The organism is Ruegeria sp. CDSA221 (genome assembly GCF_059611825.1).
In genome coordinates this window covers 64,664-90,409 of record NZ_JBXWPK010000016.1, presented here as the reverse complement: position 1 = coordinate 90,409, position 25,746 = coordinate 64,664, and the positions used below count along the sequence as shown (strand labels likewise).

Below are 25,746 nucleotides of genomic sequence, written 5' to 3'. Positions count from 1 at the left end.
TCGCTAACAACGCCATCAACTGATCGCCGTCGGCCACGTGTCCGTGCTCATCCACGATCACAACCCGATCGGCATCACCATCCAGGCAGATCCCGACATCGGCCCCGTGCGCCACCACTGTTTCAGCTGCAAGCTGAGGTTTGGTCGAACCGCAATTCAGGTTGATATTCTTACCGTTAGGAGACGTTCCTACAGGAATGACCTCGGCCCCAAGTTCCCACAACACCTCGGGCGCGGTGCGGTGCGCGGCGCCATTGGCGCAATCCACCACCACTTTGAGACCGTCCAGTCTAAGATCGCGGGATAGCGAAGATTTCACCCGCTCGCCATAGCGAAACCGCGCATCGTCTACCCGGCGGGCCCGACCGATATTTTGCGCCTGCGCAGGCCTAACCCCTTCTTCGATCAGCCGTTCGATTTCAATTTCCGCCTGATCCGACAGCTTGAAGCCATCAGGCCCGAAAAACTTGATCCCGTTGTCTTCGGCGGGGTTGTGACTGGCCGAGATCATCACGCCCAGATCGGCGCGCATTGACCGCGTCATCAGGCCGACAGCCGGCGTTGGAACTGGTCCCAGCAGCAAAACATTCATCCCGGTCGAGGTCAGCCCCGCCGTCAGCGCGTTTTCCAGCATATACCCAGACAGGCGCGTATCCTTGCCAATAACAACACGGTGCACGCCGGATTGGTCACGTCGGAAGTACCGCCCAACCGCGGCCCCCATGCGCAGGGCCATCTCAGCCGTGATCGGATGCGTATTGGCGGTGCCACGCACCCCATCGGTTCCGAACAGCTTGCGCATTGGTATCTCTCCGTAAATTCTTGCTTGCGACCGGATTACCGGACGGCGGCCCATAGACGCAAGGCCTGAGCGGTTTCAGCGACGTCATGAACACGAAGGATCTGCACACCCTGTGCCAATCCGGCCAGCCCCACGGCGATAGATCCCGGCGCACGGGCATCTTTGCCGGGTTCTTTGCCTATCTGACCAATAAACCCCTTTCGGGACACGCCCAGCAGGATCGGACACCCCAAACCGTGAAACAGGCTGAGATTCTGCAGAAGGATAAGATTGTGCTTTTCGGTTTTGCCAAATCCTATGCCCGGGTCGATAACGATCTGGTCCCGGCTCATGCCGAGGTCTTCAAGAAAACCAACCTGCCCATGTAGGAAGTCATAAACATCCAGCAAAACATTGTCGTAAGTCGGGTCATCCTGCATCGAACCGGGATCGCCCTGCATGTGCATCACGCAGACAGGGGCTCCGACCTGGGCACAGAACGGCGCAAGGTCCGGATCGAAGGTAAAGCCCGAGACGTCGTTGATCAGCCCTGCCCCGGCTTTCCAAGCGGCTTTGGCAACGGCGGCTTTGCGGGTATCTATGGAAATCAACGCATCGGTGGCCGACCTGATCGCCCTGATCAGCGGTTCGGTCCGGGCGATTTCTTCATCTTCAGGCACAAAACTTGCGCCGGGGCGCGTCGACTCGCCACCGATATCGAGAATCCTGGCGTCCTGCGCTACCATGTCCTGTGCCGCAGCCTGTGCCGCCTCAACAGAGTTATGCACTCCACCATCCGAGAAACTGTCCGGCGTGGCATTGAGGATGCCCATGATCTGAGGGCTATCCATCGCAACGCCAGAAATAGCGGCCCGTGGACGTGTCAGCCGATCCAGAACATCGCCCGGAACCTGCGCAACCGGGAGGATGCGCGCGGCTTCGGTCCGGCTGAGGCGTTCGACATGGGTGAACCACAGCGCCTGACCGGCCAAGGCGACCGCCCCCTCGGGGCGCGCCTCACCATGCTGAACCAAAGGGCGGTAGTAAGCAGTCACAGGGTCGCCTGATCCACCGGCACAGCGCGCAGCGGAATCTGCGGCGAGTCCGGCAGGGCGCCTCCGAAAACCAACAGCTCACTTGCTTCGAAAGTCGCAGCAAACCACGCCGCCAAAGCGACCGCGTCAGAGGGTGCGGCAGATGGCCCATCCACCGCATCAAGAACGATCTTGGACGGGGCCCAAACACAAATCTGTCCGTTCTTCATGGCCCAATCCAACTCAGTCCGCGTGGAAACGACGACACAGCGCAGGTCACGCGCGGCCAATACCCAGGCGTTTTGCTCGATGGCCAAAAGGTCGATCCGGCGTTGTGTCATGGCGTGCCCAGTTTGTGAAACGGCCATCTCCGCCGCCCCAACGCATAGGATCAAGGGGCGTTTCCGATTCTCCAACTGGTCGATCCAACCGGTCAGATTGTCCGAAGCGATTGCTTCGTTTGACAGGAAGGCCAAACGCGGGTGCGGACGCTCTTCCTCGACCAGATCGTGGTGAGATGCATCTTTACCGCGCACGATCTCGACGCCCAAAGCGCCGGGTCCTCGATCCAGTTTTTCTATTCTGACAAAAGCCCTTACGGCCTGAGGCTCAAGCAAAATTCTTTCCGCAATCCGATCTGCCAGAGTTTCCAGCAGGTTCAACCGCTCGGCTGACAGTTCAAAGGCGATAGCCTCGGTCACACGATCATATGACAAAATGCGATCAACATCATCGTCAATCGGATCGGTCAAAGGGCGCACTTCGACAACGATATTAAAGCAAATGCGTTGCGTCGTTCCGCGCTCGGCCTGAAAAGCGCCAATTTCGACCTCGACAATATGGTCCCGCAGAGAAATGCGATCCAGAGGTCCCCGCGTGGCTGTCGCTTCGGACCGCTCGGAGGGGTGCGCAAAGGCAAGACGGATTTCAGAACTCATGCGGTTGACCCTTTGGGCTTGGTGGACTTTTCGGACCTATTTACACATTGCAGGCCCTATAACACTGCAACAAGCGCCATTCCAGTCTTCGAATGCGGCGTCAGCTGACGCGAAACCAGCTCATCATTCCCGATGCTGAATGACCCAGCATGTGGCAGTGTAACAACCAGTCGCCTGGATTGTCAGCAATCAGCGCGATTCTACGGGTCTGACCCCGCCCTATCAGTATCGTGTCGCGCCAGGGGCCCAGCGTGCCGTCATCCAGGATGATGCGGAAATGGTGCCCATGCAGGTGCATAGCGTGGGGAAACGCCGTTTCATTGACAAACTCAATCTGATGAGCACTTCCCAATCGTGCATCCAGAAACGGCTCATCCGGTCGATCAGAATAGCCATTCAATGCCCAAAACCTCCCGAGTTGGGCCAATTCACGGCCTGATAGCTCGGTCTCGCCCAAATTGGCGGAATCCAGCCAGCGCATGGCCCCGCCTTGCAGCGTCATGCGATGGATCGGTGCGTCGTCCAGCCGAACCTTAGGCATCTCATTTGCTGGCAAAGGGCGGATTCCAGTCCTGTTTGCCGCCGCCTGACCGGCCACCGCAAGCCGAACCAGACCGAAGCTGTCACCGCGTTCTTGACTTACAAGCCCGGCAATCTGACCCTCATCACTTTGCACATCCACGATCAGATCCATCCGCTGAGCAGGTGCAAGCGGGACGTTCCCGGAAAACGGCAAAGGGTCAACCAGAGGCATTCCATCCAAAGCGACGATCCAACCTGTCAGACCATCCAGCCCCAGATCGAATATCCTGGCATTTGCCGCATTGATCAGCCGCAGCCTCAGGCGCGCGCCGCGCGCCACTGCATATTCTGGATCAAACTGGCCATTAACTGTGACGAGATTGCCCAAACGCCCGGCGTGGCTGAGGTCGTGCTGGTTATCAAAATCTTCTACGATCTGCCCGGTTTCCGGGGCCAACCTCCAGTCGTCCAGGACAAGGGTCAAATCCTGATCCACATCAGGCAGATTATCTTCTTCGACAATCAATGGGCCGTAGAGGCCACGCGCAACCTGCTCCATGGATCGGTTATGGGCATGATACCAATATGTTCCCGCATCCGGGACCACAAAGTCATAGGTAAAACTGTGGCCAGGCTGAACAGCGTCCTGCGTCAGACCCGGGACTCCGTCCATTGCATTGACAATCCGAATGCCATGCCAGTGGATCGTAGCGGGTTGGGGTAAATCGTTTACCAATCTGCGCCGGACGCTTTGCCCTTTGCGCAGGCGAATTTCTGAACCGGGCACATTTCCACCAAAGGACCAAACCGAGGTCTCGGGGTACCCGTCAGGGGCCAGCTGTCGGGAGACGATCTGGGCAACCAAATCATCTATTGCGGCATGCACTGCCTTGGGCAACAGCAACATTGCTGTACCGGATTGCAAAATCTGTCTGCGTGATAACACCAATACGGGCCTCCTGGACCCGCAATCTAAACCGATTTTCGTCCCGCGCCAGTAGGGTTCCAGCGCGGGTGCGTCAATCAGTTACTCGCCGTCTGATAGTTGTGACGGTAGAAAATATGGACACCGATACGCGCGGTTTCCTTGTAGACCTTGGCCCAAGACGGGCGCACTGCGGTCGTGTGATAATGCGTAGCCCCTTCGGTGAGCTTTTTGGCAGCCCCGTCGATGGCTGTACGCGCGACTTTCGCTACACGCTCATAGGCCTTCTTTTCACGGATCACTTCCTCTTGACCGTCACAGGTATAGGTGAACTGGCACTGGTATTTCTTACCTGTGCCCTGATTGATCACACCACACAGCGTGTCGGGAAAGCGGCTGCTGGCAACACGGTTGAGGATTACCTCCGCCACAGCAAACTGACCGCGCACGCCTTCGCCGCGCGCTTCAAAGTACAACGCCTCGGCCAGGCACTTGAACTGTTCGCCTCCGGTGGCGGTGGGTTGCTCGTCCAACCAGCTCTTGGAGTAGGACACTTCTTTCGGCTCAGGCTCCTGTCGGGGCTTGAACAAATTCAGATAATCGCGAAAATTCTGACCGGGCAGTTCGCTACGGGCGACCAGCTCACGTTTCGCAGTATCGGTTGCTTCCCTCTCAGCGAAGGACACACTAGGCAGCATGGTTGTCGCCATAACGGCAACAGCCAGAATATATCTTAGCATCAGATAACCTCGCACAGGCACATTCTGCGCCATACCCTCCCCCGGCGGGCGCGATGAGGCTCATACCGAATTGAATCGGAAACGTCCAGATCAGAAGAAGATGCAAGTGGAAAATCGCCGTAACGTCAAAATAAGTTGACGACGGCTACCTTCTTTTCCCACTAATCCTTGGGTCGGCAGTTACTGTCAACCCCCAAGTCTGGACGAAATCGCCAGTTGAGCGGCAGCCAGCCGAGCGACAGGTACCCGGAAGGGTGAACATGACACATAGTCGAACCCCAAATCCCGACAAATTGCGATTGATTCGGGGTTTCCGCCATGTTCGCCACAGACCGACAGGGTCACGTCCGGCTGAACCCGGCGTCCGCGTTCAGACCCCAGCTTCAGCAATTCCCCTACACCATCGGGATCTAGCACGTGGAACGGGTCCTCGGCAAAAACACCCTGACGCACATAAGCAGACATGAAACGACCAGCGTCATCACGAGACAATCCGTAGGTCATTTGGGTCAAATCATTGGTGCCGAAGCTAAGGAACGCAGTTTGTGGAGCGATTTCGTCCGCCCGCAGGCAGGCACGCGGCGTTTCCACCATGACCCCCAGCCGATATTCGAACTCTTGCCCTCGTTCAGCGGCTACCGATGCCGCAACCGTGTCTATCCGAGATTTGACAAGCTCAACCTCGCGCTTGGCCGAAACCAGCGGTATCATCACCTCGGGGACCACCAGAGCGCCCTCTTTGCTGGCCTCAAGCGTCGCCTCAAAGATTGCTCGGGCCTGCATATCATAGATTTCCGGCACCGTGATGCCCAGCCTGACGCCGCGCAATCCCAACATCGGATTGTATTCGGTCATCTCGGCGACACGGCGTTCCACATCTGAAACCGGCAGATCAAGTGCCTCTGCTAATTCACGCTGGCCACTGCGAGTCGTGGGCAGGAACTCATGCAACGGCGGATCGAACAGGCGGATACAGACCGGTTGACCTTCCATAATTCGAAAAAGTTGCACGAAATCTGCGCGTTGCATCGGAAGCAGACGTTCCAGAACCGCCGCACGACCGGAAGAGGTTTGGGCAAAGATCATTTCGCGCATCACGATCAGGCGGCCGGGATCAAAGAACATATGTTCCGTCCGGCACAGGCCGATCCCTTGTGCCGAAAAGTTCCGAGCGGTCTGCGCATCCGCAGGCGTATCGGCATTGGCGCGGATCTCAATATCACGTTCGGCGTCTGCCCAGCTCATAAGCGTCTGAAAACAATCGTCTAGCGCCGCCTCAAGCATCGCGGGCTGCCCCGCCAGAACCTGCCCCGAAGTTCCGTCTATCGTCAGCTTGTCGCCCGTTTTGAAAACGCGGCCATCCTGAGCTGTCAACATCTTCTCTTTGGTCTGAAACCGCATTTCAGAGGCGCCAACGATGCAAGGCAGGCCCAAGCCGCGACCGATCACGGCCGCATGGCTGGTCATCCCACCCTTTTCGGTCAGAACAGCCACTGCGGCGTGCATTCCCCGGACATCTTCCGGGGACGTCTCTCGGCGCACCAGAATACAGGGCTCGCCCCGCGCGGCACTGGCCTGCGCCTCGGCCGCAGTAAACACAAGCTTTCCGGTTGCCGCCCCTGGACTGGCTGCAATGCCTGTGGTCAGCACATCGCGGCGCGCGTCGGGGTGAACCTGCCGGTGCAGCAACTCGTTCAGAGAATGCGGATCGACCCGCATCACCGCCTCTTGCTGAGGAATGATGCCATCCTCGGCCAACCGAACGGCAATCCGCATGGCAGCACGGGCACTGCGCTGCACGCGCACACCGTCCAGAATGTGAACGTGCCCATTTTCGATGACGAATTCGACCTGCATTTCCTCACGCAGCTTTTCGCGCATGATTGCAGCATGTGCCTTGAGTTCCGCGAATGCCTTGGGCGCAACTTCCTCAAGCGACTTACCACGCGGATCCTTTTCCAGATACAGCGCGGCGACCCCCTCGCCCAACGCGTCCCGCCCCTGGCTTTGGCTGAGGTAACGACCGGTTATCTGCTGCAGCCCTGTTGTCGGATCAATCAGTTGCAGAACGCCGGACCCGCATTCACCCTGCCCCACACCCGGGACCATCTCCTGAATGACCAGGCCCAGACCTGCATCCGCTGGCGCACCTTTTGCCTGGCGTAACAGCCGGGCTGAGGTTCCATCCCATGCCCGCGCCATCGAACGCAGAACCGCAACCAGCTGCTCACCACGATCCTGTGGGAAAGGCTCGTCGGTCTCATCCTCATAGGCCCGCAACGACTGGCGCAGACCTTCCAGCCCATCGGCCTCGATGTCGTCAAACACATCCGCATCCAGACGCGCCACATGAATGGCATAGCTTTGAACAAAGCGCAGCGACAGTGCAGCCGCGGCCTCGTTCCCCATCTCGTCTGACAGATCCACATAGCGCGCATCATTCATACCGATGTTGAGGATTGCCCCAGGCCCGCCCCAATCGGGGTCCTCGGAACTTGGACGAACACATAGCAGCGCCGCCTCGTCGAACTGTTCGAGAATGGCCGCAATGTCGGGCACCTGCCCGCCGGCGATCCGCTGCACTGCATCAAAGGACAATGCAACCGTTCGTGGTACGGGAAAATTCAGCCGAACCAGACGCTGCAGGCATTTCGCGCGCCCGCCATGAGTATTCGCCGCTACGGGCGCTTCGGCTGTGATCAGAGTGGTATGCGGGTTATTCTGCACTGCGGCACCTTTTGGTTTCACCGCAGCATAGGCCCCTGCGCCGATGGCGCAAGAGCGTCAACCTTCGATTCGGGCCAGATCCGCCACGCTGGAACAGACCGTCCTGATCTGGCTGAGCAGGTTCAGACGGTTTCGGCGCAGGATGTCATTGTCGGTATTGACCTGTACATCCTCAAAGAACGCATCCACCGGCCTGCGCAGCGCGGACATAGCCGTCATCGCGGCCGGGAAATCTTCGGACGCCAGCGCTGTGTCGATCTGTGCCTTAGCCTGATCCAATGCTGCAAACAGTGCTTTCTCGCTGTCTGTTTCGGCAAACTTCACATCCGCACCATAGGAGTATTCCACCCCATCCTTCTCTTCCGCCTGAGACAGGATGTTGTTGGCCCGCTTGAACCCCTGCACGAGGTTCTCGCCATCCTCGGTCGCAATCACCGCATTCAGCGCGCGGGCACGTTTAACCAGCAGATTGAGATCATCATTGCCGTCCATCGCGATACAGGCGTCGATGATGTCGTGCCGGATGCCTTCGTCGCGGAGGAAAGTTTTGAGGCGATCGTGGAAGAAGGAGAGGAGGTCGCTCGGCAAACCCAATGGATCTTCAACCAAAATTGCATCAGCTTGGTCATCGCTGGCAATTCTCGCGCCATCGCTCACTTCTTCAATAAGCTCTACCAAAGGTTGGCTGGAAATTGGACCATCCAAAACCATGTGGAAATGAAGAGCCCCCGCCGCTTGATGGACGAGATTTAGGGACAATTCATTCTCCAATACCAAACGAATTATCCCCAGCGCCGCCCTGCGCAGAGCGAACGGGTCTTTCGAGCCAGTTGGCTTTTCATCAATCGCCCAGAAGCCGGTCAACGTGTCCAACTTGTCCGCCAGCGCCACGGTCACCGACAACGGCGCTGTTGGTACGTCGTCTGACGGGCCCAGCGGTGAGTAGTGCTCCTGCGGCACGGCGGCCACGGCGGCGTCTTCACCTGCGGCTTCGATGTAATACCGACCCATAAGCCCCTGAAGTTCGGGGAATTCATAGACCATTTCCGAGCTCAGGTCGGCTTTGGCCAGACGCGCGGCTTTCTCGGCCACTGCCGGTTCGGCACCTGTGATCGGTGCCAGCTCGCGGGCCAACGCGGCGATGCGATTGATCCGTTCGGCCTGCGTGCCCAGCTTGTTGTGGAAGGTCACGTTCTCTAACGCGCGGGTCCATTGGGCGATGTCCGATTTGGCGATGCGCAGGTCGTTCTCCCAAAAGAACTTGGCATCGGCCAGACGCGCCGACAGCACCTTTTGGTTCCCCGCCAGAATGGTCGCGCCATTGTCGGCGGTCTCGCGGTTGGCAACGGTGATAAATCGTTCAATCCGGCCGGTTTTAGGGTTCTTTACAGAAAAGAACTTCTGATGCTCTTTCATCGAGGTTTGCAGCACCTCAGGCGGCAGTTCCAGAAACTCCTGATCAATCTGCCCCATCAGCACCACGGGCCATTCGACCAGCCCGGCCACCTCGGCCAGCAGGCCCTTGTCGTCGACCACTTCCAGCCCAGCAGCAAAAGCCATGTTCTGCGCGTCGTTCCAGATGTGTTCGGCGCGTTCCTCAGGTGACAGCACAACAAAGGCGCGTTTCAGCTTGGCGGCATAATCCTCAAACGACGTTACAGAAAACCGGTTCGAGGCCATAAAGCGGTGACCCTCGGTTGTGTCGCCGGATTTGATCCCTTCAACTTCCAGAGGCACGACCTGCGCTCCGGTCTCATCATTGAGGATGCACAGGATCGAATGCAGCGGACGCACCCAGCGCATCGACCCACTGCCCCAGCGCATCGACTTGGGCCAGGGGAAATTACGGATCGTCGCCTCAAGCACGTCGGCCACGATATCAGTCGCCGGTCGCCCGGGCTTTTCGATCATCGCGAAATAGACCGCACCTTTGGGCGTTTCACGCTCTTCCAACTGGTCGCGGGTCAGGCCGGCGCCGCGCAGGAAGCCTTCGATGGCCTTATCGGGTGCGCCCACTTTCGGGCCTTTGCGTTCCTCGCGGATGGACGGGCTTTCGGCCAGCAAGCCTTCGACCGCCAAAGTCAGACGACGGGGCGTGGTCAGAGAGGCAGCCCCGGCATAGGTCAGACCGGCCTCGACCAGACCATCAGTGATCCGCTTTTTCAGGTCTTCACCGGCACGGGTTTGCATGCGTGCAGGGATTTCCTCGGAAAACAGTTCGATCAGCAAGTCGGGCATAGTCAGTCCTTAGAAATTGACGATCGTCTGGATGACGATGGCATTAGCGATATCCACAAAAAAGGCGGATACAAGGGGCAGTACGATAAAGGCAATAGGTGAAGGGCCATATCGCTTGGTTACAGCGGTCATATTGGCAATGGCGGTGGGGGTCGCGCCCAGCGCAAACCCGCCGAAACCCGCGGCCAGAACCGCGGCGCGATATCCTGACCCCATCACCGGAAACAACACGTAGATAACGAAGATTACCGTAAAGGCGGTTTGTGCCGCCAGTACGACCAAAATGGTCACACCAAGTTCCGCAATCGTCCACAACTGCAGGCTCATCAGCGACATGGCCAGAAAGGTACCCAACGCAAGCTCTGAAACCAGCCCAAGCGCGGATGTGCGGCTGACGGGAACTGCATTTGGCCGCAACCAGCTGCGCAGGTTGCCGATCAAAATGGCAATGATTAGACAAGGTACAAACAGGGGAAGTTTCAGGCCGGCCTCTGCGATCAGGACATTCACGCCATAGCCAATGATAATGGCAAGATGGAGGTACAGCATGACCCGCATCAGACCAAGCGGCGTAATATCAGGATAACGCTGTTCTTCGGTTGCGACACCAACTGTCAGTTCTTCGTTGGGGCGGTCGGGGGTCAGATTATAGCGTTCGACAAGATACTTGGCCACAGGACCACCAACCACCGCGGCCAACACCAGGCCCAATGTCGCCACTGCGACCCCCAACTCGGTCGCGCCTTCCAACCCAGTTACGGCACCAACGTCCGGCGCCCATGCGATGGCGGTTCCATGCCCTCCGATCAGGGCAGCTGATCCGAATAACACTCCGGATTGGGCAGGAAAGCCAAATGCAACCGCCCCGACGGCACCAATGCCGTTTTGCATGATGATGGTGATCAGTGTCAGAACCAACAGCAAGAACAGAGGTTTGCCGCCGGTAAGCAGATCCAGGAACCGGGCATTCAGGCCGATTGCCGCAAAAAACAGCACCAGCATATAGTCCCGCGTGGCCATCTCAAAATCGAATGAGATGCCTGTGGCCATGTATAATCCCAACATCACCAGCGCTGCGACCAACCCACCGCTGACCGGTTCGGGTATGTTGAAGCGCTGAAGCAGTTTCACCTGCGTGTTCAACTCCGCCCCCAAAAGATAGACAGCTAGCCCCAACGTGGCGGCGATCATATCCGGGATGAGATAAGTCATTGCCCCGTTTCCAGTTGCTGCGGGCATTCCTCTCCGACGACCGTGCCGTCATAGGCCTTTTCCCCGCAGTTGTTCAGCGCGTGCCAAACATAGCCTTTTCCATCCTGGGTTACAGCGACGATCCGGTCCACGCCAAAGTGTATATTCTTAGCCCCGATAAAGGCCTGCGCCTGACCGGTCTGCAACGCGTTGGCAATCTCGATGGCATCGTAGCACTCAAACCATCCGGGCGCCGTCAACGGTTCGGGGTCATTGGCGGTCTGATAACCAGCCAGATCTGCTGGCGTCAGGTCAGTTTCAAAGCAGGCGCGGTATCGAATCGGAGAGCTGTCCGCATCAATCGCCTGAAAGTCCGTATAGGCGATGGTCTCGGGCTCATCTGCGCCGATTGCTAGCAAACGGACATCCTGTCCCGGCTTTGAGACCACTTCATAATAAAAGCCGTAAACTTGCAGATAGTACATGGCCCCACCAGCCAGAACAGCCGACCCAAGAAGGAGAATAGCAAGTAGTTTTCCGGTCATCGTTCGAGCATCCTATTCACGTGGCCTCTTTCATTGAGGTCAAAAATGGGCCAGTTTCCAACCTGATACAGGCTGACATTAGGGTAATGAAAATGGACACGACTCTCGCCGCAGGTTTTTTCGGCGCGCTTTTTGCGATCATGAACCCGATCACCAACTTGCCCGTTTTTCTGAGCGTGACTGATGGTCTGACCCCCGCAGATCAGCGCAAAGTTGCGGTGAAAACCGTCACCTACTGTCTGATCCTGGGCGGAGCTTTTGCAGCCATTGGCAGCAAGACATTGGGACTGTTCGGCATCAGCGTCAATGATCTGCGCGTTGCGGGCGGTCTTGTTGTCCTGATGATCGGCCTGAACATGCTGAGCGGCACCGAGAGCACGGCGCATCACGGAACCGAAGGCGAAAAGAAATCTTATCCCGAGCCCGACACCGTCGCCTTTTATCCGTTGGCCTTTCCCATCCTCGTGGGGCCTGGCACAATCACAACGTTGATCCTCTATGCACATCAAATGTCCAAACCTATGGACGTCATACTCTATGTGGGCGTTTTTCTGGCAGTGCTGTTTTTGCTGTTCGTCACATTCTGGAACGCCGCGGCGCTGTCCAAGCGGCTTTCGGACAACGCTCGGGTGATCATGAGCCGCTTTATGGGTATGATCCTGTCCGCCATCGCCATCAGCATGATCGCGGACGGGCTTAAAGTTCTGCTTCCAGGTTTGGCGTAACTGCCGCATCAGACCTCGTACCCGGCGGCATCGGTCTGAACGAAGGCGTCGGCGCATTGCTTTGCCAAGGTCCGCACGCGCCCAATATAGGCCTGCCGTTCCGTCACCGAGATCACGCCACGCGCATCCAACAGGTTAAAGATATGTGATGCCTTGATGCATTGATCATAGGCCGGGTGCGCCATTACGATACGCTTACCGGTTTTTGGATCGTCATGCTCTTGCGCCAGAATATTGGCGCATTCGGACTCGGCCTCTTCGAAATGGCGCAGTAGGACTTCGGTGTTGGCCACGTCAAAGTTCCAGCGGGCATATTCTTCTTCGGTCTGTTTGAATATGTCACCATAGGTCAGCGGGCTGGGTGACTGCGGATCGTTAAAGGGCATGTCCATCACGTGATCAACACCCAGCACATACATCGCCAGCCGCTCCAAACCATAGGTCAATTCACCTGAAACCGGCGCGCAGTCATGGCCTCCGACCTGTTGGAAATAGGTGAACTGGCTGACTTCCATGCCGTCGCACCAGACCTCCCAGCCCAGGCCCCAGGCGCCCAGCGTTGGGCTTTCCCAGTCATCCTCGACAAACCGGATGTCATGCAGGTCCATGTCGATGCCGATTGCCTCAAGGCTGCCCAGATACAACGCCTGCAGGTCCGGCGGACTAGGCTTGATCAACACCTGATACTGGTAATAGTGCTGCAAGCGATTGGGGTTCTCGCCATAACGCCCATCTGTTGGGCGGCGCGAGGGTTGCACATAAGCTGCGGCCCAGGACTTGGACCCCAAAGCGCGCAAAGTAGTCGCTGGATGGAATGTCCCTGCCCCGACCTCCATGTCATAGGGCTGCAGAATGGCGCAGCCTTTTGACGCCCAATAGGTCTGAAGGCGCAGGATGATCTCCTGAAAAGAGCGAGGTGCGTTGGACTTAACGGTCATCACATTCCCTTTGGACGCCATTGCGCCCTGTTCCGGTGGGTTTTGCCCTTCCTATGCAAGGGGCCAAGGGGCGTCAACGGGACAGTGTGCCCGGGAAGCCACTGAGCGGCCAAACTGGAAATTCCCCGTATTCCAGGCATGGTGTTTCAACCCGCATATCGCGTACTCTTCATCGCAGAAAAACACCGCGGACACAGGCACACAATGAGACGCATATTAACGGTAATTTCAGTTCTTTTCCTTTTCGGCGTGCGAGCATCATTTGCGCAGCAAGACGGAGGTGTTTGGGTCCAGGTCGAGGCGCAGCCTTCGCTGCGTGAAGCCCAGGAACGCGCACAAACCTATTCTGGCGCGTTGCCAGACGTAAATGGATTTCGCCTGAATTCGGGCTGGTATGCCATTGTGATCGGCCCGTATCTGCGCGGCGATGCCGAGCAAGTTCTGCGGGTGTACCGCGCGGAGGGGCAAATTCCAGCCGACAGCTTTATCGCCTTCTCGAACACACTGGGGCAGCAGTTCTGGCCGGTCAGTGCGAATACTCAGGACCAGGCCGCTGTGACAGCGCCGGTCGCATCTGAACCGGAACAACCAGTGGCCGAGGCAACCCCGCAAATTGCTGATGAAACCAGATCACAGGCGCTGCAAAGCGAACGATTGCTGAGCGCGCAGGAGCGTATGGGCCTTCAAACCGCACTTCAGGCAGCCGGTTTCTACAACTCGACGATTGACGGTGCCTTTGGACAGGGAACGCGTCGCTCGATGGGCGACTGGCAAAGTTTCAACGGATACGAGGCGACCGGGGTTTTGACGACGGCACAGCGCAAGGCCTTGATGGATGACTATAACGCGCCATTAATCAGCGCCGGAATGCAGCGCTACACAGACCCACAGGCAGGTATCGAGATGGCCATGCCGCTGGGTGTTGTTGCATTCGACCGTTACGAGGCCCCCTTCGTGCATTTCAACGGCTCGACCGACCTGAAGGCTCAGGCCCTGCTGATCAGTCAGGATGGCACCAAAGCAACCCTGCGGGCCCTTTTTGAAGTCATGCAGTCGCTGGAAATCGTTCCGCTTGAAGGCCCTCGCCAGCTGCGCGGTGACAGCTTTACGCTGGAAGGTCGCGGCAATGACATTGTATCCTATACCGAGGCCAAGCTGAAAGATGGTCAGATTAAAGGTTTTACCCTGGTCTGGCCCGAAGGGGACGAGGCGCGCCGTACCCGCGTTCTTGCCGCCATGAAAGCGGGCTTTAGCACCACTGATGCGGTTCTTGATGCCGCCGCCGGATCGGACGCTGCGCAAAGCATTGATCTTGTATCCGGCCTGCAGGTTCGCAAACCGCGCCTGTCACGCTCGGGGTTCTTTGCGGATGCCAAAGGCACCGTCCTGACCGTGACCGAGGCGGCAGATAGCTGCTCGCGGATCACGCTGGACGGCGCGCATGAGCTTGAGGTCGCCTCGACCGATCCCAATCTCGGCATCGCCGTTCTGCGGCCAAGCCGCGACCTTTCCCCGATCAGCGTGGCCGAGTTCAGCAGCACCAAGCCGCGGATTCAGTCCGAGGTTGCGGTCTCCGGATTCTCGTATCAGGGCGTTTTGGGCGGTCCGACGCTGTCATATGGGCAGATCGCCGACCTGCGCGGCCTGAACGGTGAGGATGGCGTGAAGCGTCTGGCGCTGGCCACCCAACCCGGCGATGCAGGAGGCCCCGTGTTTGACGGCAACGGTCAGGTGGTCGGGATGCTTTTGCCGACCCCGACGGATGGGCGGACCCTGCCCGCCTCAGTCAGCCTGTCTGCCAATACAGAGAGCCTGAACAAGGCGCTGAGCAAGGCTGGGCTGGCAGGTCAATCCAGCGCCACCGCCGCCACGCAGGTCTCACCCAATGAGCTTAGCCGCCGGGCAAATGGGATGACTGTTCTGGTACAATGCTGGGATTGAGTTCGTAAAATCGCGCATTAACGCCGCCCATCCGGGCGGCGTTTTTTATTCTGCGCGCCATATGTCCGGAGTGATCCGGATCAATGTCGGCCCCTTAGCGGTAAACGCTTTTCGCACCGCAGACTGCATGTCTTCCAGTGTTGAGGGCGCGGCAGACAAGGCGCCGAATGCCTCGGCCAGTTTGCAAAAGTCAGGGTTACGCGCAACGACAGCATTCGGGGCGATCTGACTGCCCACCATGCTGTCTTCGATCTCTTTCAGCTTGCCATTGTCCCAAAGAATGATCGGCAGGGGCAAACCCAGCTCTACCGCCACGCCCAATTCAATCATCGTGTAGTGAAAGCCATATTCCCCAGCAATCACAGCAGTCGGCCTGCCCGGCCGCGCGATAGCGCCACCTATTCCAGCCGGCAACGCATAGCCCAGCGTGCCAAAGCCGTTCGGGTGGTGCCAATGATAGGGGAAGGGCATTTCCCACACCCCCTTGGCAACATAGGCGAACTGGGTCATGTCCGAATACACCATCACATCCGCTGGCATTGCCTTACGCAAGGCATCCAACACCGGGACAATTCCGGGTCGATCTGCGTCAATCTCGGCGCGCCATTTACTGCGGGCTTCGGAAACCTCATCCGAAGACCAGCCATTTGCCGGTTTGACATGGTCAATAGACGCCCACATCGCGTGGGCAAAGCTTTCGCCATCCGCCTGCAACTTGACCGAGGCCCGATGATGGTCTGACAGGACCTGAGGGTCCAGATCAATGCGGATCATATTGGCCGTATGCCCCAGCGCATCGCGCCACAGATCGACCTCACCCAGCTCGGCTCCGACGACCACCACAAGATCGGCGGAGGCGATGATCTGGGCGCTTTCGGGACGAGACAAGGCAGCGCCAAAATCCAACGCATAATCCAACCCCACCATTCCACGCCCCGCATAGGTGGTGAAACAGGCCGCTCCGATCTGTGTCAGAATCTGCCGCCACAGGTTTGATCTTGCACCGCCTCCCAGAATGAACAGCGGCCTGCGCGCAATGTTCAGCATCGACAAGACCGGCGCGACGTCCGGCGGCAGAGCCTTTGTCCGCAAACCCGGCTGGTTCGGGAATGGGGCCGGGTCAGCCTGTGCCTTAAGCTGCGAAATCGGCACCTGTATGTGCTTGGGTCTGGGGCGGCTCAGCGCGAACTCTTCGAAAGCACGTTCAACCAGGCCATAGGCGGCCGAAGCTGTATTAGCCTGCAACGACCAATCCGCGACCGTTTCTCCGGCGGCACGTTGATCCTTCATCTGATGAAGCTGCCCCTGCAGCGCCTGATCATCATCAAGACAGGAGGACAGCACCAGCATTGGCACCGAATCCGAATACCCCTGCCCCATGGGTGTCATGATGTTGCACAGCCCAGGCCCAGTGATCACATAGGCCACGCCAGGATTGCCGCTTGCACGCGCATATCCGTCCGCCATGAAACCGGCCCCCTGCTCGTGCCGCGCAAGAACATGGGTGATGCCGGCTTCTTCGATCCCGCGATACATCTCTTGATTATGGACGCCGGGGATACCAAAAATCACATCAACACCCCGATCCCGGAGCATGTGCGAGATTTGAGCGCCAAGTGGTCTTTTCATCAACTTCTCCAGAAATGGACTGTGAACAGCGCATAGACCGCGAGCAGTTCAAGCCGACCGACCAGCATCCCAGCAGATAGTAACCATTTGGCTGTATCGCTGAGCCCGCTGAAATTACCCGCTGGTCCGATCTGATCCCCAAGGCCTGGACCAACATTGGCCAACGCTGTTGCTGCACCCGAGACAGAGGTAATGAAATCCAGCCCGGTCAGCGCCAGCGCCCATGCCAGAAAACCCAAAGACAATACGAAGAACATGAAAAAGCTCATGACCGAAGTCAGGACATCCGTTCCGATGGGACGCCCGTCATAGAGAGGCATGAACACCCCATGCGGTGAACGGATACGCCGGATTTGAGTTTTGATGGATGCAAACAGCAGTTGATAGCGGAAAATCTTGATCGAACAGGCAGTTGATCCCGCACACCCTCCGATCAGGCCAATCAGGAAGAACACCATGATCGGAAAACTGCCCCAACCCATATAATCGACGCTGGCATATCCGGTACCTGAAATGATCGATGTGATGTTGAACAGCGATTCCCGCACCGCCTGTTCCCAGTGATGCGGAAAGACAGAGGTCAAAAACACCGCCATGACGGCTACAAGAATCAGGATCGTGGCCAAAAACGCCCGAATCTGACTGTCGCGGAACAGGGAGCCGGTGCTGCCATTGGCAAACTGAACATAACGCACAAATGGCAGGGCAGCGAGGATCATGAAAATCGACGCCGCATATTCCGCCGGACCCGAGAAGGTACCGAACGATGCATCATAGTTTGAAAACCCACCGGTCGAGATTGTGGTCATAGAATGAACCACGGCGTCAAAAAAGCTCATGCCAAGACCGGTGTAAACAAGCGCGCAGACCACGGTCAGGAACACGTAGATCAGGGAAATCTGGCCTGCGATTTCTTGCGCCCGCGGCAGGATCTTACCCATGGTTTCGAAACCTTCCGAACGGAAGATCTGCATTCCTCCGACCCGAAGCTCGGGCAGAAAAACCATTGCAACAACGATGATCCCGATACCGCCCAGCCATTGCAGCACACCGCGCCACAAAAGCAACCCCTGCGGCAGCCCGTCGAGCCCGGAAATCACGGTCGATCCCGTGGTCGTAAGGCCAGACATGGCCTCGAAATAGGCATCTACAAAGCGCAGCTCGGTTTCCCCGAACAGGAAAGGAATTGCCCCAAATAAAGGCAAAGCCACCCAAACGCCGGTCGTGAGCAGAAAGGTCTGACGGATCGTCAACCCTTCGCCAACGCCATTTGAGCAGCTCATAGAAAGGACAGCGCCGGTCAGAATGGTGATAACGCTGCTTTCAAGGAAAACATGCCATTCGCCGCGGCCCTCGATAAGGTCCGCAAGCATGGGCAACATCATGGTCGCCCCAAGAATGGCGACCAACAGGCCAATCACATATCCTACCGGGCGCATGTCCGTCATGAGGCGCAGCGTTGGCGCGCCTGCACGACTGTGTCAAGCGGATGTCCCGATTACTTTTCGGTTTTGCTGCTCGAGACGGGCATCACGGGCGGTTTCGAAGGCGCGCGTGACCGGCGTGCAGCTGCCGCCTGTCCCCCCTGAGCCTTCGGCGTGGCCGGATTTGCAGGTGCAGGTTTGGCGGTTGCAACCCGATCTGCCTTCACCTTGGACGCTACGGGTTTAACAGCTGCGGTTTTTGCAACAGCAGCGTCGATCGCTGCGGCGGGAGCAGCAGTTTTTGCCACTGCAGGTCTGACTACAGCAGGTTTAGCGGCTTCTACTTTGGGCGTTTCAGATTTGGCAGTTACGGTTTTGGTAACTGCAGGCTTTGCCGTAGCGGCTTTGGGGGCAGCGGGCCTAGCTGCGACTTTTGGGGCTGCGGCTTTTGCCACTGCAGGTTTTGCCGCGGATTTGGTCTGTGCCTTTTTCGCACCCCCCGACGCTCTGGCTTTTGTCACAGGTTTCGCCAGGGCGGGCTTGGGCGATTCGGCCTTTGCCTTGACTTCTACCTTTTTCTGGACGGCCACTTTGACCTTTGCCGCAGGTTGCGGATCAGCATTGACCACAGGCATCGCCTGAGATTTGAACTCAGGTGCCTTCACGTCAGCAACAGTCTTTTCGGAGGCGACACGCAGGGCCTGAACCTGGGCGAAGGGCAGTTCAATCGCAGAGTTAGTCAGAATTTGCATGATTTTCAAATGGTTGGTCATTGCCTCACCGGCAAATCGAATTGCTGCTGCCTGAAATTCAAATGGCTGGGTAAACGGGTTCATGAGGTTGTTCTCCTGTGAAAGTGATGCAACCCGCGAATGAGTAAAGAACCCTGCCCGCCCTGACTAAACGGGCGGATTACGTTGCCTTGCAGTCCTTGGCGTCGCACGTGCCGGCTTCCTGATTGAGTGAAATGATCACCAGAACAGTGACCACGAGATGGCTGCATTCAAGGATAGTTTACAGCAAGAACTTCGCGCTTGCAGCATTTATCGCTGCAATGCGGCGAAATTTCACCGCATCGACACTTAATCAAGGTTTTACAAAAGTTTAGCGCCTATCCGACGTGAAACAATGTCGTAAACAGTCTCGGATCCAGGCTAGAGGACACAAAGGTCGGGCCCTCAGTCAGAACAGAAACGGCATCATGGCTGTGCAGGCTTTCTTGATGGCTGGCGATCACGCGGAAATCGCCGATATGATGGTCGGCCAAAAGTTCGGCACAAAACAGGCGTGCCGCGTCTTCGACAAAAATCGGGTTTGCGGCGTTCAGCTCGGCAAATGCCTGCTCATCTTCACGTTTGACCATGACCTGCGTCTCGGTCGGCACCGCCCTGCGACACAGCGCAATCAGATCTTCGAACCAGAGGCAATCGGCATCGCAATCGACCGCAACCGATATCCGCGCAACCGAGCGCTGCGAATGCGGCGTCGCCAGTTGCCCTCGTGTAGACCGCGCATGCTCGCTGAGCTCCAGAGAACATGGGCACGTCGAGGAATACACATAATCCAGATGCATGATCTTTTGGCGCACGCCATTCTGTTCAACCAGTTCCAGCGCGATATCGTAATATTGATAGCCTTCCAGACCCGAACGCAGGCTTTGAGTCCTGTCCGGGTAAGAGAACCGCATCTGGATACGTGCGTCAAAGCTGTCCAGATCGGTCATATAGTCGTTCAGCGCAGCCTCGATCACCTCAAAGCTGAACGTGCGCTCAGCATGTTTGTAGAACGAACGCATGATACGGGACATGTTGATGCCCTTCTTTTCCGCATCAAGGCTGACAGTGCCAGTCACTGAGGTCTCCAGCGTCAGGTCGTCGCCCTGCTTGCGGTGAAACCGGATCGGCAGGCGGAAATTCGATATGCCAACATGTTGAATCTGTTGCTTTGCCCCACGGATCAGGCTGGAAGGTCCATTCTGAAGGTCAGGCAACGAGGCGCGGTAGGCCTCATCCACAGCAAACCCCTCGGGGTAATGCCGCGACAGGGATGGGTAGTTGACCGGCAGGAGCCCCGGCACAAGCCGCGCGACAGCAGGATCAAGCTGACCGATATCTGCCTCGGTCGCGTTCTCGGCCCATTTCCGCAGGGTTTTCAACGCTGCCGCGGCCTCATCATTGTTGGGGGCGTCATCAATGTCACGGGGATACACGTTCATCGATCAGGGCTCCTCGGGTTGGTCGCCGGACTATATATATGTTCGACGCGATTTCCAGTCTAATGGTATACGCGCCGAAACACAGCCCGGATCGAAACTTCGTGATGGGCGCATCATGCGCACAAGTCACAAACCGTTTTCGAACTATGCCTAACAGTCCAGCAGACACCCCTATTGCTGAGAAACGTCCAATGCGCGCTTGATATCGGCAAGAAGATCATCGGCGTCTTCCAAACCTACCGAGAACCGGATGAGGCCCGGAGCAATGCCCAGCTCAACTTTTTGGTCGTCACTCAATCTTTGATGTGTGGTGGTTGCCGGGTGGGTCGCAATCGACTTGGCATCGCCCAGATTGTTCGAAATCACCGGAATCGTCAGGGCGTTAAGGAAGAAAAATGCCGCCTCTTTTCCGCCCTTGATATCCAACGACAGCACTGTCCCGCCTTTGCCGCCAAGCTGCGTTTGTATCAGATCATTCTGCGCATGAGACTTCAGACCGGGGTAAAGCGTCCGCTCCAACGCCGGATGGCCCTCTAGCGCCTCGGCAATCCTCTGGGCGGTTTCGGCCTGTGCGTTGACCCGCAAGGCCATGGTCTCAAGCCCTTTCAGCATGATCCACGCGTTGAAGGGGCTAAGCGCGCCTCCGGTGTGTTTCATATAGGGCTCGACCGTACCACGGATGAACTCTTTGGTGCCGATGATGACACCACCCAGGGCGCGGCCCTGCCCGTCAATATGCTTGGTTGCCGAGTAGACAACCACGTCAGCCCCCTGAGCGATCGCGCGCGAGAAAACTGGGGTCGAAAACACATTGTCCACGATGACCGTTGCACCAACCGCATGGGCCAGAAGGGAAACGGCTGAGATGTCGATGACCTCAAGCGTCGGGTTGGACATGGATTCGAAGAAAACCGCTTTGGTGTCCGGGCGGATCGCAGCCTCCCATGCGTCAAGATCGGTACCGTCCACAAAGGTCACTTCAACCCCGAACCGGGTCAGCACGTTTTCCAGAATATACAGGCACGACCCGAACAGAGCCTTGGCAGAAACAACGTGGTCACCGGCTTGCAACATCGAAGTCAGTGCCGCATTCACCGCAGCCATTCCAGAGGCGGTGGCAAAAGCGTCTTCGCCCCCTTCCAGAGCCGCGATACGCTGTTCAAACATCGAAACTGTCGGGTTGCCATAACGAGCGTAAATGAACTCATCAGGGCCGGTTTCGATGAACCGCGCCTCGGCCTGCTCGGCCGTATCATAGACAAATCCCTGGGTCAGAAAAATCGCCTCGCTCACTTCGTTGTATTGGCTGCGGCGGGTGCCGCCATGGACGGCTTGTGTGCGCTTGTTCCAGCTCTCGCTCATGTCATTCCTTTCAGCCCCTTGAGGGACGTAAACAAAAAACCCCAGACGCGGCCAAGCGAAAGGGGTCTTTCATCCTGACCTTTTAGCGGTGTTGTTTAGCGTGGCCCGCAATCCGGTAACAAATCGCCACGTGGTGATGCTGAATTACGCCGCGGCTGCAGTATCGTCAACCCCGCCCCCGCAACGTCGCGCAGCTGTAACAATCCCTTCACCTAGGGGGCATAGGCTGTTGGGATATTGCCGCCACAACATCTTGTATGAGGCTGTGAGAATGCCAATAATCCGGATCAACGCGACCGGCGACACGCTTACGCTGCACAACAGCCCACAGTCCCCCTTCAGCCTGCTATGTCAGACCCGGCACATCCAAGGCCCGGTCATCCTCATGTCACATGGGTACAGGTTCCGGCCAGGCCGGGCCAAGGCCTGCCCGCACCAACATTTCTTGTCCCTGCCCCGGACATCCTCGCCAACATCTTTCTGCAGCTGGCCGCGGCAACTTGGTTTTGGCACTGGTTTGCAAACCGAAGGGCTGGGCATTGCCTTTGGCTGGAATGCACGGGGATCGTTTTGGGGTGCCCTCCGCCGGGCGCACGAGGCCGGACGTGTTCTGGCCGAATTGATCCGGGAACTGCACCATCTGAACCCGCGACGTCCGATCCACTTTATTGGCCACTCGATGGGGACCGAATTGGCGCTTGAAGCCCTGCATCACATCCGACCCGGATCCCTGAGCCGCATCATCTCGTTGACCGGAGCCGCCTATCAGAGTCGCGCGTTAAGAGCGCTGGCCACTCCGGCGGGTAGACGGGCGGAATTCATCAATATTACGAGCCGCGAAAACGATCTGTTTGATTTTCTATACGAATGCCTGATCCCTCCGCCTGAACGGGGCGATCGCAGCATAGGCAGCAGCTTGACGGCCCCGAATGCAATAACGCTGCAACTGGATTGCCCGGACACGCTGAATCATCTGGCGTATCACGCTTTTGCGATCCATGCCTCCAGACGCAGGTTCAGCCATTGGTCCAGCTACACACGCCCCGGTGCATTGCAAGTCTATCAGGCATTGTTACTTAACCCTAACGCCCTGAGCTTGGCGGTCCTGCGCAGTGGCATCCCACCCTTACCCCAGCGCCGATGGTCTCGGTTATTTGCATGGGCAGAACCCTTGGCGTTCAATTCGCTTTCCGGCAAAACCTCATGACCTCGGCAATCGGCGTATTATCGACCCTCGACCTCACAGCGGGCAGCCGCTGACAGGCTACGCCAAATCCAGTCAGTAGCTGCGGGTAAAAATACAGCGAGCAGAAGAACGGGAGGGGAACAAAGGCCAAGAATTCCCAGACGCGGCACATCGAGTCGCAAATGAGGCTGGAAACACCTAAATGCCTTGACTAAGGAAGGATCTAACATCGCAAGAGGAAGATGCACGCAATGGCAAAGATCACTTATGTCGAGCATGGCGGTACCGAGCACACTGTCGAGGTCGCCAACGGACTAACCGTCATGGAAGGAGCCCGTGACAACAACATTCCCGGCATCGAAGCGGATTGCGGCGGCGCCTGTGCCTGTTCGACCTGCCATGTCTATATCCACCCCGACTGGGTTGAGAAAATTCCCGGCAAGGATGACATGGAAGAAGACATGTTGGACTTTGCCTATGAGCCCGACCCTGCCCGTTCGCGCCTGACCTGCCAGATCAAAGTCACAGACGAGATGGATGGCCTGATCGTTCAGATGCCGGAAAAACAGATCTGATGCCCTGCAAAGCGCCGCGCCTACCCTACCGAACTTGGCAGGGTCAGGCCCGCGGCGCAGCGCTGACGTTGTGCTTCTGGCTGACGGGCCATGCCCCGTTGGCACTGGCGGAGACCGTCTCAGCCGCTCGTTTCACCGAGCCGACAACACGTTACGCCCACGGAGTTCTGGGTGATAACATCGAATATGGCGCGTTAGAGCTGACTACCCAAAGCGGAAACGTGACCATCCGTCTTCCATCTGATCGCGTATTTGAAGATCTCGCTCCACGGCTTGTGGACGTAGATCAGGACGGGACCCCCGAGGCCATTGTCGTTGAATCTCAGGATCAAGCGGGCGCTCAGTTGGCCATCTATGATGCCAGAGGGGACAAAATCGCCGCAACTCCGCATATCGGTACCCGCTTTCGATGGCTTGCTCCGGTCGGGGCGGCGGATCTGGATGGGGATGGCAATATCGAGATCGCCTATATCGACCGCCCTCATCTGGCCAAGACATTGCGCATTTGGCGCTTTGTCGACGGCGAATTAATCCAGATTGCCGCTCTACCAAGGCTGACAAATCATCGGATCGGCGAAGATTTCATCACAGGGGGTCTGCGCGACTGTGGCAATGGCCCGGAACTGGTTGTCGCGTCTGCGGACTGGCGCGAAATTGTCAGCATCCGCTTTGACAATGGCTGGGTGCAGCATCTGGTCGCCCCCTTTAGCCCGAAAGCAATGACCTCTGCGCTTAACTGCGTACCCTCGCCCTGACTGCAGCCCGCGTCAGAGGGCTGCCCGGCCCAAGTCCATTGACGCTGCATCTCTGATGCAGTGGCTGGGCGCGGGAGCCGTCGCGATTAAAGCGCCCGCCATCCGATATCCCGGCGAAAGAACCCCTCTGGCCAGTTGATCCCGTCGATCAGCTCATAGGCGCGGTCACGCGCTTCCTGCAGGTTCTGGCCGCGTGCGGTGACATTCAATACCCGGCCACCACTAGAGACGATCTGACCGTCGGATTCTTTGGTTCCTGCGTGAAACACCATATTACCGCTATCTTCAGATACGTCATCCAGCCCTTTGATCACGCTGCCTTTTTGGTAAGAGCCCGGATAACCATTTGCGGCCATGACTACCGTCAAGGCGTGATCATCCGCCCAGTTTACACGCGCCTCGGCCAACCGGCCTTCTGCTGCGGCGTGCATCAGGTCCATCGCCTGCGCGCCCAGGCGCATCATCAGCACCTGACATTCCGGGTCGCCGAAACGCACGTTATATTCAACCAACCGTGGCTGGCCGTCCTTGATCATCAAACCAACATAAAGAACGCCCTGAAACGGCGTTCCGCGCCGCTTCATCTCTGCCATGGTGGGGCGCACGATCTCGTTCATCGCACGCTCTTCGATTACAGCGCTTAACACAGGAGCCGGAGAATACGCGCCCATGCCGCCGGTGTTCAGACCGGTATCGCCCTCGCCTACCCGTTTATGGTCTTGCGCCGTGCCAATGGACAGGATGCTTTCCCCGTCGCATAGCACGAACAGAGATGCCTCTTCACCTTCCATGAACTCTTCGACCACAACTTCGGCACCGGCACCACCAAAGGCTCCGCCAAACATGTCATCGATCGCATCCAAGGCCGTCGCTTCGTCCATCGCAACGATCACACCCTTGCCCGCGGCCAAGCCATCAGCCTTGACGACGATAGGTGCGCCCTTCTTTTTGATATAGGCTTTGGCTGGCTCGGCCTCGGTAAACCGGGCGTATCCTGCGGTTGGAGCATTGGCGGCGTCGCAGATCTCTTTAGTAAAGCTCTTGGACGCCTCGAGACGTGCAGCCGCGGCCGAGGGGCCAAAAACCAGGACACCGGCCTCGCGCAAACGATCCGCAACCCCCGCAGCCAATGGCGCCTCGGGGCCGACGATCACAAAGTCGATCGCGTTCTCATCCGCAAACCTGACCACCTCACCGCCGTTTTCGATATCCAGCGCTGCACATTCGGCAATCTGGGCGATCCCGGCATTGCCCGGCGCCACAATCAGGCGGTCGCATTTCGGGTTTTGCATCACCGCCCAGGCCAGGCTGTGTTCGCGCCCACCACTGCCGAGAATGAGGATGTTCATGACTGC

The 25,746-nt window shown here is 57.7% G+C and carries 21 protein-coding genes and 1 riboswitch; of the genes, 5 read left to right on the top strand and 16 right to left on the bottom strand.

Translation table 11 applies throughout. From position 1 onward, the window contains the following. The 9 genes from AC2FJ5_RS18820 to AC2FJ5_RS18780 all read right to left on the bottom strand — a co-directional run. Positions 1–802: phosphohexomutase domain-containing protein (locus tag AC2FJ5_RS18820; RefSeq protein WP_496794303.1), on the bottom strand; the 802-nt coding region annotated here is incomplete at its 3' end. A gap of 35 nt (positions 803–837) precedes the next feature. After that, entirely contained in the window at positions 838–1,836 is a 999-nt protein-coding gene (gene folP / locus AC2FJ5_RS18815; RefSeq protein WP_496794302.1) for a dihydropteroate synthase, read from the bottom strand. Next, the gene (locus AC2FJ5_RS18810) at positions 1,833–2,753 is read right to left on the bottom strand and encodes a dihydroneopterin aldolase (RefSeq protein ID WP_496788737.1); all 921 of its coding nucleotides are present in this window, start codon (positions 2,751–2,753) and stop codon (positions 1,833–1,835) included. Before AC2FJ5_RS18810 ends, folP begins: the two co-directional genes overlap by 4 nt. 100 nt (positions 2,754–2,853) lie before the next feature. Then, positions 2,854–4,221: a multicopper oxidase family protein gene (locus AC2FJ5_RS18805; protein WP_496794301.1), complete on the bottom strand. Its 1,368-nt coding sequence runs from the start codon at positions 4,219–4,221 to the stop codon at positions 2,854–2,856. A 77-nt stretch (positions 4,222–4,298) separates the two neighbouring features. After that, the gene (locus AC2FJ5_RS18800) at positions 4,299–4,973 is read right to left on the bottom strand and encodes a cell wall hydrolase (RefSeq protein WP_271946407.1); all 675 of its coding nucleotides are present in this window, start codon (positions 4,971–4,973) and stop codon (positions 4,299–4,301) included. 153 nt (positions 4,974–5,126) lie between these two features. Beyond that, positions 5,127–7,688, bottom strand: a complete 2,562-nt coding sequence (locus AC2FJ5_RS18795) for a putative PEP-binding protein (protein ID WP_496794300.1) — start codon at positions 7,686–7,688, stop codon at positions 5,127–5,129. Positions 7,689–7,724: 36 nt separating this feature from the next. Then, positions 7,725–9,905: a glycine--tRNA ligase subunit beta gene (gene glyS, locus AC2FJ5_RS18790; protein WP_496794298.1), complete on the bottom strand. Its 2,181-nt coding sequence runs from the start codon at positions 9,903–9,905 to the stop codon at positions 7,725–7,727. 9 nt (positions 9,906–9,914) lie between these two features. Then, a complete protein-coding gene (gltS, locus tag AC2FJ5_RS18785) occupies positions 9,915–11,117 on the bottom strand; it encodes a sodium/glutamate symporter (protein WP_496700057.1) in 1,203 nt (400 codons plus the stop codon). Continuing rightward, positions 11,114–11,641: a DUF6446 family protein gene (locus AC2FJ5_RS18780; protein WP_496700702.1), complete on the bottom strand. Its 528-nt coding sequence runs from the start codon at positions 11,639–11,641 to the stop codon at positions 11,114–11,116. The genes gltS and AC2FJ5_RS18780 overlap by 4 nt, the downstream gene beginning before the upstream one ends. Positions 11,642–11,733: 92 nt before the next feature. Between AC2FJ5_RS18780 and AC2FJ5_RS18775 the strand changes: the two genes are divergently transcribed. Further along, positions 11,734–12,366, top strand: a complete 633-nt coding sequence (locus AC2FJ5_RS18775; protein WP_496794297.1) for a MarC family protein — start codon at positions 11,734–11,736, stop codon at positions 12,364–12,366. Between the two features lie 8 nt (positions 12,367–12,374). Here the strand turns inward: AC2FJ5_RS18775 and AC2FJ5_RS18770 are convergent, their stop codons facing one another. Next, positions 12,375–13,304: a glycine--tRNA ligase subunit alpha gene (locus AC2FJ5_RS18770; protein ID WP_496690759.1), complete on the bottom strand. Its 930-nt coding sequence runs from the start codon at positions 13,302–13,304 to the stop codon at positions 12,375–12,377. Positions 13,305–13,508: 204 nt separating this feature from the next. On the opposite strand from AC2FJ5_RS18770, the gene AC2FJ5_RS18765 reads away from it, so the two are divergent. Beyond that, positions 13,509–15,245 carry a serine protease gene (locus tag AC2FJ5_RS18765; protein WP_496794296.1) on the top strand — a complete coding sequence of 579 codons (1,737 nt, stop codon included), beginning with the start codon at positions 13,509–13,511 and terminating at the stop codon, positions 15,243–15,245. 45 nt (positions 15,246–15,290) lie between these two features. On the opposite strand, the gene AC2FJ5_RS18760 is transcribed toward AC2FJ5_RS18765, so the two are convergent. From AC2FJ5_RS18760 to metZ, 5 genes are all read right to left on the bottom strand, one after another. Further along, on the bottom strand, positions 15,291–16,874 hold the full coding sequence (locus AC2FJ5_RS18760; RefSeq protein ID WP_496794294.1) for a thiamine pyrophosphate-binding protein: 1,584 nt from the start codon (positions 16,872–16,874) through the stop codon (positions 15,291–15,293). Continuing rightward, positions 16,874–18,322 (bottom strand): TrkH family potassium uptake protein, encoded by a 1,449-nt coding sequence (locus AC2FJ5_RS18755; protein ID WP_142634535.1) that lies wholly within the window; start codon positions 18,320–18,322, stop codon positions 16,874–16,876. Before AC2FJ5_RS18755 ends, AC2FJ5_RS18760 begins: the two co-directional genes overlap by 1 nt. Positions 18,323–18,372: 50 nt before the next feature. Next, positions 18,373–19,134 carry a hypothetical protein gene (locus AC2FJ5_RS18750; protein WP_496794293.1) on the bottom strand — a complete coding sequence of 254 codons (762 nt, stop codon included), beginning with the start codon at positions 19,132–19,134 and terminating at the stop codon, positions 18,373–18,375. Between the two features lie 275 nt (positions 19,135–19,409). Beyond that, positions 19,410–20,513, bottom strand: a complete 1,104-nt coding sequence (folE2, locus tag AC2FJ5_RS18745; protein ID WP_496678170.1) for a GTP cyclohydrolase FolE2 — start codon at positions 20,511–20,513, stop codon at positions 19,410–19,412. Positions 20,514–20,684: 171 nt separating this feature from the next. Next, positions 20,685–21,875 (bottom strand): O-succinylhomoserine sulfhydrylase, encoded by a 1,191-nt coding sequence (gene metZ, locus AC2FJ5_RS18740; protein WP_496678172.1) that lies wholly within the window; start codon positions 21,873–21,875, stop codon positions 20,685–20,687. Between the two features lie 62 nt (positions 21,876–21,937). After that, positions 21,938–22,015, bottom strand: a riboswitch (SAM riboswitch). Positions 22,016–22,146: 131 nt separating this feature from the next. On the opposite strand from metZ, the gene AC2FJ5_RS18735 reads away from it, so the two are divergent. From AC2FJ5_RS18735 to AC2FJ5_RS18725, 3 genes are all read left to right on the top strand, one after another. Further along, a complete protein-coding gene (locus AC2FJ5_RS18735; protein ID WP_496690764.1) occupies positions 22,147–23,082 on the top strand; it encodes an alpha/beta hydrolase in 936 nt (311 codons plus the stop codon). Between the two features lie 230 nt (positions 23,083–23,312). After that, entirely contained in the window at positions 23,313–23,636 is a 324-nt protein-coding gene (locus AC2FJ5_RS18730; protein WP_142634548.1) for a 2Fe-2S iron-sulfur cluster-binding protein, read from the top strand. Next, positions 23,636–24,391 carry an FG-GAP repeat domain-containing protein gene (locus AC2FJ5_RS18725; RefSeq protein WP_496690765.1) on the top strand — a complete coding sequence of 252 codons (756 nt, stop codon included), beginning with the start codon at positions 23,636–23,638 and terminating at the stop codon, positions 24,389–24,391. The genes AC2FJ5_RS18730 and AC2FJ5_RS18725 overlap by 1 nt, the downstream gene beginning before the upstream one ends. An 86-nt stretch (positions 24,392–24,477) precedes the next feature. On the opposite strand, the gene purD is transcribed toward AC2FJ5_RS18725, so the two are convergent. After that, the gene (gene purD / locus AC2FJ5_RS18720; protein ID WP_496704886.1) at positions 24,478–25,740 is read right to left on the bottom strand and encodes a phosphoribosylamine--glycine ligase; all 1,263 of its coding nucleotides are present in this window, start codon (positions 25,738–25,740) and stop codon (positions 24,478–24,480) included. Positions 25,741–25,746 lie beyond the last annotated feature (6 nt).